The organism is Shewanella xiamenensis (assembly GCF_014647135.1).
In the GTDB taxonomy this organism is placed as follows: domain Bacteria; phylum Pseudomonadota; class Gammaproteobacteria; order Enterobacterales; family Shewanellaceae; genus Shewanella; species Shewanella xiamenensis.
Genome location: NZ_BMOP01000019.1, coordinates 11,429 through 25,976, shown reverse-complemented (window position 1 = coordinate 25,976; position 14,548 = coordinate 11,429). Strand labels below are relative to the sequence as shown.

11 protein-coding genes and 8 tRNA genes are annotated in these 14,548 nt (G+C 46.9%); 16 read left to right on the top strand and 3 right to left on the bottom strand.

What is annotated here, in order from left to right; translation table 11 throughout:
• The first annotated feature begins 106 nt into the window (after nucleotides 1-106).
• The 15 genes from ybgC to IEY09_RS15030 all read left to right on the top strand — a co-directional run bounded on the left by ybgC (nucleotide 107) and on the right by IEY09_RS15030 (nucleotide 6,370).
• Nucleotides 107-508 (top strand): tol-pal system-associated acyl-CoA thioesterase, encoded by a 402-nt coding sequence (gene ybgC / locus IEY09_RS15100; RefSeq protein WP_011072691.1) that lies wholly within the window; start codon nucleotides 107-109, stop codon nucleotides 506-508.
• Nucleotides 498-1,184, top strand: coding sequence for a protein TolQ (gene tolQ / locus IEY09_RS15095; protein ID WP_037419415.1), 687 nt, complete (start codon nucleotides 498-500; stop codon nucleotides 1,182-1,184). Before ybgC ends, tolQ begins: the two co-directional genes overlap by 11 nt.
• Nucleotides 1,184-1,618, top strand: a complete 435-nt coding sequence (gene tolR / locus IEY09_RS15090; RefSeq protein WP_037419420.1) for a protein TolR — start codon at nucleotides 1,184-1,186, stop codon at nucleotides 1,616-1,618. The genes tolQ and tolR overlap by 1 nt, the downstream gene beginning before the upstream one ends.
• Nucleotides 1,619-2,653 (top strand): cell envelope integrity protein TolA, encoded by a 1,035-nt coding sequence (tolA, locus tag IEY09_RS15085; protein ID WP_188871689.1) that lies wholly within the window; start codon nucleotides 1,619-1,621, stop codon nucleotides 2,651-2,653.
• Between the two features lie 9 nt (nucleotides 2,654-2,662).
• Nucleotides 2,663-3,991, top strand: coding sequence for a Tol-Pal system beta propeller repeat protein TolB (tolB, locus tag IEY09_RS15080; RefSeq protein ID WP_037419426.1), 1,329 nt, complete (start codon nucleotides 2,663-2,665; stop codon nucleotides 3,989-3,991).
• A gap of 46 nt (nucleotides 3,992-4,037) precedes the next feature.
• On the top strand, nucleotides 4,038-4,571 hold the full coding sequence (gene pal / locus IEY09_RS15075; protein ID WP_037419429.1) for a peptidoglycan-associated lipoprotein Pal: 534 nt from the start codon (nucleotides 4,038-4,040) through the stop codon (nucleotides 4,569-4,571).
• A gap of 24 nt (nucleotides 4,572-4,595) precedes the next feature.
• Nucleotides 4,596-5,345 carry a tol-pal system protein YbgF gene (ybgF, locus tag IEY09_RS15070; RefSeq protein ID WP_037419433.1) on the top strand — a complete coding sequence of 250 codons (750 nt, stop codon included), beginning with the start codon at nucleotides 4,596-4,598 and terminating at the stop codon, nucleotides 5,343-5,345.
• Between the two features lie 142 nt (nucleotides 5,346-5,487).
• Nucleotides 5,488-5,563: transfer RNA gene (locus IEY09_RS15065), tRNA-Lys, on the top strand.
• Between the two features lie 54 nt (nucleotides 5,564-5,617).
• Nucleotides 5,618-5,693, top strand: a tRNA-Lys gene (locus tag IEY09_RS15060).
• Between the two features lie 35 nt (nucleotides 5,694-5,728).
• Nucleotides 5,729-5,804 (top strand) — tRNA-Lys (locus tag IEY09_RS15055).
• 35 nt (nucleotides 5,805-5,839) lie between these two features.
• A tRNA-Lys gene (locus IEY09_RS15050) sits at nucleotides 5,840-5,915 on the top strand.
• A gap of 35 nt (nucleotides 5,916-5,950) precedes the next feature.
• Nucleotides 5,951-6,026, top strand: a tRNA-Lys gene (locus IEY09_RS15045).
• A 35-nt stretch (nucleotides 6,027-6,061) separates the two neighbouring features.
• Nucleotides 6,062-6,152: transfer RNA gene (locus IEY09_RS15040), tRNA-Lys, on the top strand.
• Between the two features lie 33 nt (nucleotides 6,153-6,185).
• Nucleotides 6,186-6,261: transfer RNA gene (locus tag IEY09_RS15035), tRNA-Lys, on the top strand.
• A gap of 33 nt (nucleotides 6,262-6,294) precedes the next feature.
• A tRNA-Lys gene (locus tag IEY09_RS15030) sits at nucleotides 6,295-6,370 on the top strand.
• Nucleotides 6,371-6,642: 272 nt separating this feature from the next.
• On the opposite strand, the gene IEY09_RS15025 is transcribed toward IEY09_RS15030, so the two are convergent.
• The 3 genes from IEY09_RS15025 to acs all read right to left on the bottom strand — a co-directional run bounded on the left by IEY09_RS15025 (nucleotide 6,643) and on the right by acs (nucleotide 10,916).
• The gene (locus tag IEY09_RS15025; RefSeq protein ID WP_011072684.1) at nucleotides 6,643-6,903 is read right to left on the bottom strand and encodes a GrxA family glutaredoxin; all 261 of its coding nucleotides are present in this window, start codon (nucleotides 6,901-6,903) and stop codon (nucleotides 6,643-6,645) included.
• 60 nt (nucleotides 6,904-6,963) lie between these two features.
• Nucleotides 6,964-8,736 carry a DNA repair helicase RadD gene (gene radD / locus IEY09_RS15020; protein ID WP_188871687.1) on the bottom strand — a complete coding sequence of 591 codons (1,773 nt, stop codon included), beginning with the start codon at nucleotides 8,734-8,736 and terminating at the stop codon, nucleotides 6,964-6,966.
• A 227-nt stretch (nucleotides 8,737-8,963) separates the two neighbouring features.
• Nucleotides 8,964-10,916: an acetate--CoA ligase gene (acs, locus tag IEY09_RS15015; protein ID WP_047535065.1), complete on the bottom strand. Its 1,953-nt coding sequence runs from the start codon at nucleotides 10,914-10,916 to the stop codon at nucleotides 8,964-8,966.
• A gap of 175 nt (nucleotides 10,917-11,091) precedes the next feature.
• Between acs and IEY09_RS15010 the strand changes: the two genes are divergently transcribed.
• A complete protein-coding gene (locus IEY09_RS15010) occupies nucleotides 11,092-14,529 on the top strand; it encodes a hybrid sensor histidine kinase/response regulator (RefSeq protein ID WP_037427492.1) in 3,438 nt (1,145 codons plus the stop codon).
• Nucleotides 14,530-14,548 lie beyond the last annotated feature (19 nt).

The following is a 14,548-nucleotide window of genomic DNA, read 5'->3' as shown; positions in this document are numbered from 1 at the left end:
TTGAAACCCCTGCCATCCCTATCTATATCTTCATCGGGTCATTCACAAGTCTTGTTTCACTAGGTATAGTAGCGTCAATTTTTCAACCAAAATCTACTGATTTCGCATGACGTTTAATTGGCCCATTTCAGTCTATTACGAAGATACCGACGCAGGTGGCGTTGTCTATCATTCGAACTATCTCAATTTTTTTGAGCGAGCGCGAACCGAATGGTTAAAAGCCTTAGGCGTAAGTCAGACTGCACTGTTGGCCGATGATACGGCGTTTGTGGTTAAGCGGGCGGAATTGGATTTTAAAAAAGCCGCACGTTTTGAACAGAACCTTATTGTAGAAACTAAGGTCATAGAGTTGAAAAAGGCCTCGTTGGTATTTCATCAACGTTTGGTTGATCATCTGGGAGACTGTTATTGTGAAGGCACAGTGCTAGTAGCCTGTGTAGCCTTATCACGTATGCGGCCCCGAGCTATCCCCTTAAATATTGTGCAGGAGTTTGACAGTGCAAGCTGATATGTCGATTGTCGGGTTATTTTTACAAGCCAGTTTATTAGTGAAATTTGTTATGTTCACTTTACTTTGCTTGTCTGTAATGTCTTGGACGGTGATCTTACAACGCCGTAGTTTATTGACATCTGCAAAAAATAAATCGGCAAAATTTGAAGATAAATTTTGGTCAGGCGTCGATTTAAATCGTCTGTATAAAGAATTATCGGCTCGTCCAGATAATACGGGCTTAGAGTCATTATTTGTGACGGGTTTTAAAGAATATTCACGTCTGAATAAATTAAATAGCAAAGTGCCTGATGCGGTGATGGATGGTACTTCGCGGGCGATGCGTGTGACCTTATCCCGTGAATTAGAAAAGTTAGAAGCTAACTTACCTTTATTGGCAACCATTGGTTCGACTAGCCCTTATATCGGTTTGTTTGGTACGGTATGGGGTATTATGAATTCATTTATCGCAATTGGCTCGATGGAAAACGCAACATTAGCCATGGTAGCGCCAGGTATTGCAGAAGCACTGATTGCTACCGCTATGGGTCTGTTTGCGGCAATTCCAGCAGTTATCGCTTATAACCGTTTTGCGACTCAGGTTGAAAAGCTGGAAATCGGTTACGCTAACTTTATGGAAGAGTTTTCTAGCATCCTGCATCGCCAAGCATACAGTGAGAAGGAAGGCGTATAATGCAAGTCGGTTATCAGCGTAAACGTCGTCGCCCTGTTGCCGAAATCAACGTGGTGCCTTACATCGACGTCATGCTCGTGTTGCTGATTATTTTCATGGTAACAGCACCGATTGTGACCCAAGGGGTGAAGGTGGAGCTGCCGCAAGGTGCGGCCGAAGTGCTACCCGCGGATAGTAAGCCGCCGGTTGTAGCGTCTATTGATGCCGACGGTACTTATTTTCTTAATCAGGGCGGTTCCAATAACGAAGAAATGGAATTGGAAGAGTTAGCCACCGCCGTGGCGGCGATTATGGTGACTGAGCCTGAACGTCCTGTGGTGGTTAAAGCCGATAGAACTATTCCTTACGATAACGTGATCCAATTGATGGTGACCTTGCAACAGGCAGGCGTTCCCTCAGTCGGTTTGATGACGGATTCACCCAAGGAGAAATAGGTGGCGGATAATTCAAATGTTGCATTACCTCTGTCAATTTCAGCAGGTATTCATATTGGCGTGATAATTATTCTGGCCATTGGCATAGATTTCACCCATAAACCTGAACCTGTGCAACAAGTTAGCGCCCCTGCAGTAAAAGCTGTTATGGTTGATCAGCAACAAGTCGCTAATCAAGTTGAAAAGCTAAAGCAGGAAAAGCGCGATGCAGAGCGCCGAGAACGTGAGCGCCAAGCCGAACTTGAACGCAAAGCACAGGAAGCAAAGCAAGCCCGTGAGCGTGAACAAGCACAGTTGAAGAAACTGGCGGAAGAACGTAAGCAGCAAGAAATTGAGACCCAAAAGGCCAATGATGCCGCGAAAGCCGCGCAGGTGAAGCAGCAACAGGAAAAGGAAAAAGCACAAAAAGCCGAAGCCGATCGCAAGCAGAAGGAGCAAGAACGTAAACTTGCTGAAGATGCAGCTCAAAAAGCCGCGGAAAAACGTAAAGTAGAAGAGGCCGCTGCCGCGAAAGCTGAGGCAGACCGTAAGCAGAAAGAAACCGAAGCCAAGGCAAAAGCTGAGGCAGAAGCTAAAGCCAAAGCAGAGGCAAAAGCCAAGGCTGATGCAGAGGCGAAAGCAAAAGCCGAAGCTAAGGCAAAAGCAGATGCTAAGGCGAAAGCGGATGCTGAAGCCCGTGCTCTACAGGAGCAGGAAATGGCTGATGCGTTAGCCGCCGAGCAGGCAGCCTTATCGCAAACCATGAATAAGCAGATGCAAACGGAAGTCGGTAAGTATACCGCTATGATTAAATCAACGATTCAGCGTAACCTTGTGGTTGATGAATCGATGCGTGGTAAAACGTGTACTGTTTCTGTGCGTTTAGCGAATGATGGATTTGTGATTAGCAGTCAGACACAAGGTGGTGATCCGAATGTGTGTCGTTCAGCTAAAGCGGCGATTTTAAAAGCGGGTAAGTTACCAGTGTCTCCAGACCCTGCGGTATATAACTTGATGAAAGAAATTAACTTAATCGTTGAACCAACGTTTAATTAAAGGAGTCCCATGAAAATTTTGGCAAAATGGTTAGCATTGGCAGTTCTGCTTTGCACTATGCCGGCAAAAGCGGCGCTGGATATTGTGATTACCGAAGGTGTGGATGCAGCGCGACCAATCGCTGTGATGCCATTCCAATGGCAAGGTGCCGGTGCGCCACCACAGGCGATTGCCGATGTGGTTATGTCTGACTTAGTGCGCAGCGGTACGTTTAAACCTTTAGATGAATTAGGGTTACCTCAACGTGGTATTGGAGCCTTAGCACAGTTTGATGCCAATGCTTGGGCTAATGTTAGTGCTGAAGCCGTTGTGGTTGGTTCGGTTAAGCCTTACGGCACGGATCAGTTTTTGGTGAGCTTTGATCTTATTGATTTGGTTAAAGCACAAAACCAAGCACTAAAAGGTCCTGCAAGTCCAACTGAATTTTTGATGGATAGTCGTCAGACCGTGATTTCTGCGACCCAGTTTCGTCAGTATGGCCACCGTATAAGCGATATCGTTTATGAAAAATTGACCGGTATTCGTGGTGCGTTTTTAACGCGTATTTCTTATGTATTGGTTAACCACAGTCAAAAAGCGGCTTATTCATTAATGATTGCTGACTATGATGGTTACAATGAGCAGATGTTATTGCGCTCTCCTGAGCCTTTGATGTCACCCGCGTGGTCACCCGATGGCCGTCGTTTAGCTTATGTGAGTTTTGAAAACAAAAAAGCCGAGATTTTTGTTCAGGACCTATACACTCAAGTGCGTACGAAGGTGAGTAGTTTCCCTGGCATTAACGGTGCGCCTTCTTTCTCGCCCGATGGTAAATCATTGGCCGTGACCCTCTCTAAGGATGGTCAACCTGAGATTTATGTCATTGATATTGCCACTAAGGCGATTAAACGTATTACCAACCACTATTCCATCGATACTGAGCCTTCTTGGTATCCTGATGGCAAGTCATTGTTGTTTACCTCCGAGCGTGGTGGTAGACCACAGTTATATCGTGTAGATTTAAATTCAGGCAAAGTGACCCGTGAAACCTTTGAAGGTGAATGGAATTTAGGTGGTTCAATTACCCCTGATGGTCGCAGCATGATTTTTGTGAATCGCACAAATGGTAAATTTAATATTGCACGTATGGATTTAAGTACGCGCTTTATGCAGGTGCTGACATCGACACGTTTGGACGAGTCTCCAAGTGTGGCCCCTAATGGTACTATGGTGATTTATGGCACTACGTATCAAGGCAAGCAAGTTTTAGCAGCTGTTTCTACGGACGGACGCTTTAAAGCGAGATTACCGGTAGGTCAGGGCGAGGTGAAATCACCTTCTTGGTCTCCGTTTCTCTAGTGTATTAGTTTGATTTATTAACATTTAATTTTATAAGGAACAAGTAATGGATCTGAACAAGTTGTTAAAAGCTATGTTGGTAGCACTTCCAATTATGGCTATTAGTGCGTGTAGCTCAACTTCTGAATCAGAAACTGATGCTATGGGCTCTACAAGCGGTTCTGGTAGTGAACTCAATGGTGGTGTTCAAACGGGCGGTATTGGTGGAATGTTGTCGCCTGAAGAGCAACAACGTCAGCAACTCGAGCAGTTGAGAAAAGAGCACATTATTTACTTCGATTTCGACCGCAGTGAAGTTCAAACTGAATATGCAGCTGTCCTCGAAGCCCACGGTACTTATTTAGTTGAGCACCCAAGTGTTCGTGTATTGATTGAAGGTCATGCCGACGAGCGTGGCACGCCAGAATACAACATCGCACTGGGTGAGCGTCGTGCTAAAGCTGTTGCTAAATACTTACAAGGCATGGGTGTACAACCAAGCCAAATGAGCATCGTAAGCTATGGCGAAGAGAAGCCACTTGACTTCACTCGTACCGATGAAGGTTTTGCTAAAAACCGTCGTGCAGTTTTAGTTTACTAAGATTGAATTACGGAGAGTAACGAGATGAAACGTGCCGTCTTAATTACGGCAATGTTCTTCGGCGCAGGAGCTGCAATTGCAGCTCCTGCTCCTGTTGAAGACCTTGCTGGTGGTTCAGGTGATGACAGACTTGCTCGTTTAGAGCGCATTGTAAAATCGAGACAACAAAGCGAAATTGATATGCAGCGCCGTCTGGATACTTTGCAGCAAGAAGTTCTCGACTTACGTGGTTTGACTGAACAACAAAATTATCAAATAGAGCAGATGCAGCAACGCCAGCGTCAGCTTTATGATGAAATTGCTAATTTATCTTCTAAAGCAGCGACTCCAGCCGCTTCAGTGCCTTCCACTCCTGCCGCTGCAGCAGCAACCGCGAATGCGGCCGCCAGTAGTTTAAGTGAAACGGCCAGCTACGAAAGCGCAGTTAATCTCGTGCTGAAAGAGCGTAAGTATGATGATGCAATCCCAGCCTTTCGCGCTTTCATTAAACAATATCCAGATTCAGTTTACGCCGCCAATGCTAATTATTGGTTAGGACAATTGCTGTTTAATAAAAGTGAGTTTGCTGAAGCTAAGCAAGTTTTCAATACGGTCGTGACCCGTTTTAGTGATTCCAACAAACGTGGTGACAGTTTAGTGAAGCTTGGCATGATCGCAGAGAAAATGGGCGATAAAGCTGGTGCAACTCAATATTACCAACAGGTAGTAAAAGACTACGCCAACAGCGCTGCAGCACGCATTGCCCAGCAACAACTGGCTGCAATTAAAGCGTAATTAACTAAAAAACATACTCTTAGTCTGTTTTTCATGCAAACGACAAAAAATTGGGAATTTACGCTTGCATGGGGAAATGAAAAAGGTATTATAGGCGCCCTCGGAACGGCGAGGTCGTTCGGGGCGCAAAATACCAGTATATGGGTCGTTAGCTCAGTCGGTAGAGCAGTTGGCTTTTAACCAATTGGTCGAAGGTTCGAATCCTTCACGACCCACCACTTACTCTAGTAAATAGAATAAGTTAACGGTATTTGAAGTGTAGTAGATTAGATGGGTCGTTAGCTCAGTCGGTAGAGCAGTTGGCTTTTAACCAATTGGTCGAAGGTTCGAATCCTTCACGACCCACCACTTTTCTGAAAGTGTAAAACTCAGAGTCTTTAGATGGGTCGTTAGCTCAGTCGGTAGAGCAGTTGGCTTTTAACCAATTGGTCGAAGGTTCGAATCCTTCACGACCCACCACTTTTCTGGAAGTGTAAAACTCAGAGTCTTTAGATGGGTCGTTAGCTCAGTCGGTAGAGCAGTTGGCTTTTAACCAATTGGTCGAAGGTTCGAATCCTTCACGACCCACCACTTTTCTGAAAGTGTAAAACTCAGAGTCTTTAGATGGGTCGTTAGCTCAGTCGGTAGAGCAGTTGGCTTTTAACCAATTGGTCGAAGGTTCGAATCCTTCACGACCCACCACTTTTCTGGAAGTGTAAAATTCAGAATTCTTAGATGAGTCGTTAGCTCAGTCGCTTATGTTATAAAGCTAGGGCAGTTGGCTTTTAACCAATCAATCGAATGGTTGAAATCCTTCATGATTCACCACTTACTGAAGTGTAAAATCAGCGTTCACTAGATGGGTCGTTAGCTCAGTCGGTAGAGCAGTTGGCTTTTAACCAATTGGTCGAAGGTTCGAATCCTTCACGACCCACCACTTACTGAAGTGTAAAATCAGCGTTCACTCGATGGGTCGTTAGCTCAGTCGGTAGAGCAGTTGGCTTTTAACCAATTGGTCGAAGGTTCGAATCCTTCACGACCCACCACTCTTTATCTCTCCTAGTAAAAATCTTCCTTCGCTACTCATCACTAAAAATCTTAATTTCACTGCATTTTCTACTTTGCTCATAGACTTATTGTCAGTTTTGCTCGGGTGTTAATTGGTCCATATTGGCTGCGGATAAATAATAACAACTGGGGAAACACAAAATGAAACAAGCAAAATTGGGGTTGCTTTACTCTGCAACATTATTGATGTAACAACTGATGCAAAAGTAAAAAAGGAGACCACAGGTCTCCTTGTTATCTCGTATTAGGGTTAACCTAACAGATTGTTATCACGAACATATTGTTCGAAATCGGTGCAACCACCTACGTGTTTTTCATCAACGAATATCTGGGGCACCGTTTCGACTGGCTTGCCGACAGTCTTCTCGAGATCCGCTTTAGAAATCCCTTCGGCGTGGATATCTACATATCTAAATTTAAAGTCATCACGTTTTTCAACGAGTTGCTCTGACAGTTGTACTGCTCGCACGCAATAAGGACAGCCAGGACGGCCAAAAATAACAACGTACATAATAGCTCCTTAGGATTACTTTAAGCGTTTTATACCATAGCGCTAACCGAATTGATAATGTCAGATGTGTTTATTTTCAGTTTGATAGCGCCCTTGGTAATCGAAATAGCTTTCGAGCAGATCCCAGCCTTTTTTGTGCTTTTTCAGCAGTAACAGATCTGGCATCCGAAAGGCGGCACTATCGGCAATCAGCTCAGACACTTTTTTGTATTGCTTAGGTTTAATGCCTGGCGTGCGACTATGGGGGAAAATAAACAGCGCATACAAGGCACGCCATTGGGCGGGCGTTTGCAGCTTAAAGTGCCGATTAAACTCATTTCCGTCAATGTCTAGATATTGCACCTTAAGATCGCCCGCATCATCCATTAACGTCATATGCTGGCAGCGGAACAGATGATGGTGCTGCTTATTCAATACTTGCTTAAGGCGTTTATCGGGGTCGATTAAGGTTGATTGGCAATGCTGGCAAATTCGCGCCGCAATGTCGTTCTCTTGTCCGCAATCGGGACAGGATTTAGACCTAAATCGAAAGTCACATTGCTGCTTTTGCCCATGATGCTCGACAATGCCCTGACAGCGACGGCCAAAGTGCTCGATAATATCGCCATCCTTGTCGGTTAATCCCCAAAAGATATTGGCAAACTGGCAGACAGGGCAATGCACTTGTACCGGAACAGATTTGCTATTGGGCTTAGCTTGGCCGACTTCTGGAAAATACAAATCATAGCCATTGGCCGCGTAATCAATCACTAAACAATCTTTTTTACCTTCACAGATCCTAAGGCCTCGGCCAATCATTTGCTGAAACAAACTCACCGATGCGGTGGGGCGTAAAATCGCAATCAAATCCACATGGGGCGCATCGAAGCCAGTTGTTAATACCGAGACGTTGACGAGGAACTTAAGCTCCTTCGCTTTAAAGCGCTCGATAAGCTCATCACGTTCATTATCTGGCGTTTGCGCCGTGACGATTGCTGTTTGCTCGCTGTGATCCTTGTTGAGCTGGCTAACAATTTCTTCAGCATGGCGCACGGTCGCGGCAAAAATAATGATCCCTTGGCGATGATGACTCAGTTCAATCAGTTGCTTCACAATCGCCGTTGTGGCGCGCCCAGCGTGGTTCAGCAGCGCATTGACTTGGGCCTCGGGATATTCGCCATTGTCATTGGGTTTGATTCGGCTGAAGTCATATTGGGCGCTTAAACCATCAAATAAGGTTGGTGAAGTTAAATAGCCTTGTTTAATCAGCGGACGGATGGGAAGCTCGAAAATACACTGCTCGAAGACCCCAAGCTCGGGCGAGCCGACTTTGCCGTGGTAGTGGCGTTTATAAATCCAACCCGTCCCGAGTCGATAAGGGGTGGCAGTCAGGCCTAATAACCTCAGCTTGGGATTACGCAGCTGTAAATGACTTAATATCTGCTGATATTGGCTGGTTTTTTCGAGGCTGACTCTGTGGCATTCATCGATAATCACCAGTGAGAAGGGCTCATCGAATTGAGTTAATGCGCGCGCGGCGGATTGGATACTGGCCACGACGGTTTTGCCGTCAGTCGATTTTTGATTTAACCCCGCGGAGTAAATGCTGGCTTCAGTCGTCAGTAATCCGACCTTTTGCGCGTTTTGGGCAACCAGTTCCTTCACATGGGTTAAAACCAGCACGCGTCCTCTAGCGATGCGGGCAAGCTCGGCAATAACGATACTTTTCCCGGCACCCGTTGGTAGGACTAACACGGCGGAATCGGTGCTTTTTTTGAAATGCGCGATGGCGGCATCGACGGCTTGTTGCTGGTAATCCCTGAGGGTAACGCTTGGGCTGGAATTAACTGACACGCTGTTAGCTATTCTTGGTCGACTGAGTTTGGCGTCAAGCTTAACACAGAACCAAAAAAATGCCCCTTGGTTGGAGGGGCAACTAAGAGAAAGGGGCAATCAGGCACTTTCTCAACAGGGTTTACTTGATTAAAAGGAACACTTGCTAAAACGGACAGGTGTTCAAATGAACAGGAGCTAAAGCAACACTTAATCGTGATAAATCACGATTAAGTGTTGGACAACGATTACTCGTTGCGATTCAAGCGAGTTTCAATCAAGGTCTCAATCACAGCTGGGTCGGCTAGTGTTGATGCATCCCCTAAATTGGTTACTTCGTTTGCGGCAATCTTACGCAGGAAGCGGCGCATGATTTTGCCAGAACGGGTCTTAGGTAAGCCTGTTGCCCACTGGATCAGATCCGGTGTGGCTAAGGCGCCAATTTCTTTGCGAACCCATTGGCGCAGCTCTTGGCGAAGTTCTTCGCTTTCTTCTGTGCCGCGGGTTAAGGTGACATAGGCATAAATACCTTGGCCCTTAATATCATGGGGATAGCCCACTACTGCAGCTTCTGCGACCAGTTCGTGTGATACTAGCGCGCTTTCTACTTCAGCAGTACCTAATCTGTGACCAGAGACGTTAATCACGTCGTCCACACGGCCTGTTATCCAGTAATAGCCATCTTCATCGCGGCGAGCACCGTCACCGGTAAAGTACATGCCGCGGAAGGTTTTGAAGTAAGTCAGTACGAAGCGTTCATGGTCGCCATACACGGTACGCATTTGGCCTGGCCATGAGTCGAGCAGCACTAAGTTACCTTCGGTTGCACCTTCTAAAATGTTACCCATGTTGTCCACAAGCGCGGGTTGCACACCAAAGAAGGGGCGAGTCGCCGAGCCTGGTTTTGTATCGGTTGCGCCTGGCAGTGGGGTAATCAAAATGCCGCCAGTTTCGGTTTGCCACCAAGTATCGACAATCGGGCAATGCTCGTGGCCGATGACTTCATGGTACCAACGCCAAGCTTCTGGGTTGATGGGTTCACCTACAGAGCCCATGATGCGCAGTGAGCTGCCATCGTACTTATCAAAATGTTGTTTACCTTCGGCCATTAGTGCACGAATAAGCGTTGGTGCAGTATAGAGAATATTGACTTTATGGCGGTCAATCATCTCGCCTAAACGCGCAGGGCTTGGGTGGTTAGGAACACCTTCGTGGATGAGCACCGTTGCGCCGTTGGCAAGCGGGCCATATACCATATAGGAGTGACCAGTAATCCAACCCACATCAGCAGTACACCAGTAAATCTCACCGGGTTTGTAATCGAACACATACTCGTGGGTCATGGAGGCATACACCATATAGCCACCAGTAGTGTGCAATACGCCCTTTGGATTACCCGTTGAACCTGAGGTATAGAGTAAGAACAGCGGATCTTCTGCGCCCATTTCTTCGACAGCGCAATGTTCGGATGCGGTTTCAACCAGTGAATGCCACCACACATCGCGACCTTCTACCCAGTCAATCTTGCCGCCAGTGCGTTGAAGCACAATGACTTTCTCAACACTGGTCACATCGGGATGTTTTAACGCATCGTCGATGTTGCGTTTGAGTGGAATGGCGCGGCCACCACGCATACCTTCATCGGAGGTGATGACGATTTTGGATTTACCATCGATAACCCGAGAGGCAATAGAATCGGGTGAGAAACCACCAAAAACAACGGAATGCACGGCACCAATGCGAGCACAGGCCAGCATCGCGACGGCGGCTTCTGGCACCATCGGCATATAAATCGTGACGATATCGCCACGGCGTACGCCTTGGCTGCGTAGCGCGTTGGCAAACTTACATACTTGAGTGTGCAGTTCACCGTAGGTGATTTTGCGTTGTTCGTTGGCGTTATCGCCTTCCCAAATAATGGCGACGCGGTCGCTGTGCTCCGCCAAATGGCGATCTAGACAGTTTGCCGATGCGTTTAGGGTGCCGTCATAGAACCAGTTAATCGATAAATTATGATCGTCAAAAGTGGTTTTTTTGATTTTAGTGTATGGCTTTATCCAATCGATGCGTTTGCCGTGCTCTCTCCAGAAACCCTCTGGATTGACAATCGACTCTTGGTACATTGTTTTATATTGATCGTTATTTACAAGTGCATTGGCAGCGATATTGCCGGAGACTTTGTAGAGAGACTGCGAGCTCATAGGGCTTCCCTTTCGAAAAATTGCGTGGTCTGAGTATGGTATGCAAGAGGGAGTCAACTCCATTAGACCTTGGTCTAGTTTTAAAATTTCCTTTATATTTAGGCTGTTGCACTCGAAAATCTGGCTAGATTTCAGCCATTATTTATCGCACAATAATGGAAAAAAGAGCAAAAATATGAATCTCACCTTAGTCGTCGCCGTTATTGCTATTTGTTATGTATCACTTTTATTCCTTTTAGCCTGGGGGGCGGAGCGCTGGTTTAGCGGCGTGACCAAGAAGCTGCAAGTGGTCATTTATGGCTTAAGCTTGGCGGTTTATTGTTCTTCTTGGAGTTTTTTAGGCACGGTTGGACAGTCGGCTAAGGATTTTTGGTCGTTCATTCCGATTTTTATCGGCCCAATTCTTATCTTCACCTTAGGGTTTGGCATGTTGCGCAAGATGGTCCTCGTGTCCAAGGCGCAAAATATTACCTCGGTCGCCGACTTTATCGCCGCCCGTTACGGTAAATCGCAAACCTTGGCGGCCATTGTTACCCTGATAGCGTTGTTTGGCATCATGCCTTATATTGCGCTGCAACTTAAGGCGATGGTGTTCAGCCTTAATCTATTTCAACCCGCGGATGACCCCTTAAATGGCATTATGATTGCGCTACTGATCACCGCGCTGTTAGCCATTTTTGCCATTCTTTTTGGCACTCGTAAGCTCGATGCTACCGAGCATAATCCCGGGATGATGCTGGCTATCGCGTTCGAATCCTTAGTGAAACTCGCAGCATTTTTGCTGGTGGGGATGGTGATTAGCTTTGGCGTATTTGACGGGTTTGGCGATATTTGGCAGCAGGCGAGTGATAAAGCGTTAATTCATCACCCAAACCCCCGTATTGAAACCTTGATGCCTGAACTGCTTGTCGGCATGGCGGCATTTTTGTGTATGCCGCGCCAATTCCATGTGATGGTGGTGGAATGTGCCGATGAGTCTGTTTTGTCTAAAGGGCGTTGGTTGTTTCCGCTGTATTTGGCCTTATTTGGCCTATTTGTCGGGCCACTGGCATTAGCGGGTAAATTGATCTTGGGCGATAGCGTTGCCGCTGATACCTATGTGATTAATTTACCGCTTGCGTTAGATCATCCGCTGCTGGCGGTGATTGCGCTATTAGGCACCTTATCTGCGGCGACGGGGATGGTGATTGTGGCCGTGGTGACAATCAGTGTTATGGTGAGTAACGAATGGCTCGTCCCTGTGATGTTACGTACTGGCAATATCCGCGAGAAAAACTTCAGCCAGTTTTCGCAGATGCTATTAAATGCCCGCCGCCTCGCGATTATCATCATCCTTGGGTTGGGTTACGGCAGTTATCTGGCGCTGGCTGATAGCGACTCGCTATCGCATCTGGGGATGCTGTCCTTTGGTGCTTTTGCCCAACTTGCACCCGCGTTAGTGGGTGGACTCTACTGGAAACACGGCAATCGTGCAGGGGTGTTTTTAGGACTCAGTGTGGGTTTTAGCTTGTGGTTTTACATCATGCTCAGTGGCATGACGGGTAACCAAAGCCCAGCGACATTAATGTCTAGTAATTTCGACCTATTAGATGCTATTACACCGAATGTGCGTGATGCGCTTACGGCGTTATTTGCCAATATTGCCTGTTATGTGTTGGGCTCGATTTGGTTCAGGGCCGGGGTGGCCGAGCGTATTCAGGCCAGTGCTTTTGTCAGCCCTGGTAAGCTTAAAAATAATGCCAATAAGAAAAGCGGCCCTATCTCGCAGCAGGATTTATTGATCTTAGCCAGCCGCTTTGTGAGTCCAACCCGCGCCTATGAAAGTTTTAGTCGATTCTCTACCGAAGCGGTTAAAAGTGACAGTTGGCATAAGGCCGCGACTCCAGAACTGATTGCTCATACCGAGCGTTTACTCGCTGGCGTGCTCGGCGCTTCGAGTGCTTCTTTAGTTATGGATTCGGTCTTACAAGGGCGTGACTTGGCCTTAGATGAAGTCTTTAGCCTTGTGGATGAAGCCTCATCCAAAATCATGCTTAGTCAAGATATGCTGCGCGGCGCTATCGAGCATGCCTACGAAGGGATGAGCGTGATCGACAGCGACCTTAACTTGGTTGCATGGAACTACAAATATGTCGAGTTATATCAATATCCTGAAGGCTTTTTACAGCAAGGAATGCCTATCAGTGAAGTGATCCGCTTTAATGCCGCCAGAGGTTATTGTGGCGATGGCGATATAGAACAACAGGTTGAAAAACGTGTGCAGCATATGCGTAATGGCACGCCGCATACTTCAGAGCGGCAACGTAAAGACGGTAAAGTGATTAAAATTCAAGGTAATCCCATGCCCGATGGTGGTTTTGTGATGACCTTTACCGACATTACCCAATATCGTGAGCAAGAACGGGCGTTGCTCGAAGCCAATGAAACGCTCGAGTCGCGTGTTAAAGAACGTACCTACGAATTAGCTCTGCTAAATAGTGAGTTACTTGAGGCCAAAGCACAGGAAGAAATGGCTAACGCCTCTAAGAGTCGCTTTTTAGCGGCGGTGGGGCACGATTTAATGCAGCCACTGAATGCGGCAAGATTGTTTACTGCGTCGTTATCCCAATACCCTAATTTGGATCGCGAGGCACGCACCACCTTATCCCATGTGAATAGCTCGCTTAAAACCGCCGGCGAGTTGCTCACCGACTTATTGGATATTTCTAAGTTGGATTCTGGCATGGTCGAAGTGAACCGCCGCGACTTTGCTATATCTGAGCTACTCAATGGTCTGTCGGTCGAATTTGAGGCGATGGCGGCGGACAATCAAATTCGCTTTAAGATGATCCCCTGCAGCGCGACGGTGAATTCTGATCCTTCTTTGCTCAGGCGCGTGCTACAAAACTTTTTAACCAATGCCTACCGTTATGCCCGTGGTGGGCGAGTGCTGTTTGGTTGCCGTCATCGCGGCAGCGAATTGGAGATCCAAGTACTCGATACGGGCTGCGGAATTGATGAGCATGAAACTCATGAAATATTTAAAGAATTTAAACGCTTAAATAATCCACGTAGTAAAAGTGTCAGCGGTTTAGGGTTAGGGTTGGCGATTGCCGATAGGATAAGCCGGGTACTTAATCACAGTATTCAGGTGTCTTCGCAATTGGGGCGTGGCTCGGTGTTTTCCATTACGGTTCCCTTAGGGGAAACCGTGCGTCAGCCGCAGGTGAAGGCATTGCCATCGTTATTACAACCGTTATCAGGGATTAAAGTATTGTGTATCGACAACGAGGAGGCGATTCTTGCGGGGCTTGAGAGCTTACTCAGTCGTTGGCAGTGTGAGGTGATTTGTGCCAAGGATTTAGCCGACGCGAGGATTAAGTTAGGCCTTAAAGGCGTGGCGCCCGATATCGTGTTAGCCGATTTTCACTTGGATGATGGTCAAAACGGTGTTGATGCGATGGATGGGATCCGCGCACTCTATGGCAAAGAGTTACCGGGCATTTTAATCACAGCGAACACTCGCAAAGAGCTGGTGGAAGATGTGCAGCGCCGCGGTTATCACTATATGGCCAAAATGATTAAACCGGCAGCGCTGCGGGCATTGATATCAAGCCTGGTCAAGAAGGCTTAATAACTTGCAGCCATGGCGA

Coding starts and splice junctions, on each gene's coding strand:
- ybgC (WP_011072691.1), top strand. CDS start 107: ATGACGTTTAATTGGCCCATTTCAGTCTATTACGAAGATACCGACGCA.
- ybgF (WP_037419433.1), top strand. CDS start 4,596: ATGAAACGTGCCGTCTTAATTACGGCAATGTTCTTCGGCGCAGGAGCT.
- IEY09_RS15025 (WP_011072684.1), bottom strand. CDS start 6,903: ATGTACGTTGTTATTTTTGGCCGTCCTGGCTGTCCTTATTGCGTGCGA.
- tolB (WP_037419426.1), top strand. CDS start 2,663: ATGAAAATTTTGGCAAAATGGTTAGCATTGGCAGTTCTGCTTTGCACT.
- pal (WP_037419429.1), top strand. CDS start 4,038: ATGGATCTGAACAAGTTGTTAAAAGCTATGTTGGTAGCACTTCCAATT.
- IEY09_RS15010 (WP_037427492.1), top strand. CDS start 11,092: ATGAATCTCACCTTAGTCGTCGCCGTTATTGCTATTTGTTATGTATCA.
- acs (WP_047535065.1), bottom strand. CDS start 10,916: ATGAGCTCGCAGTCTCTCTACAAAGTCTCCGGCAATATCGCTGCCAAT.
- tolR (WP_037419420.1), top strand. CDS start 1,184: ATGCAAGTCGGTTATCAGCGTAAACGTCGTCGCCCTGTTGCCGAAATC.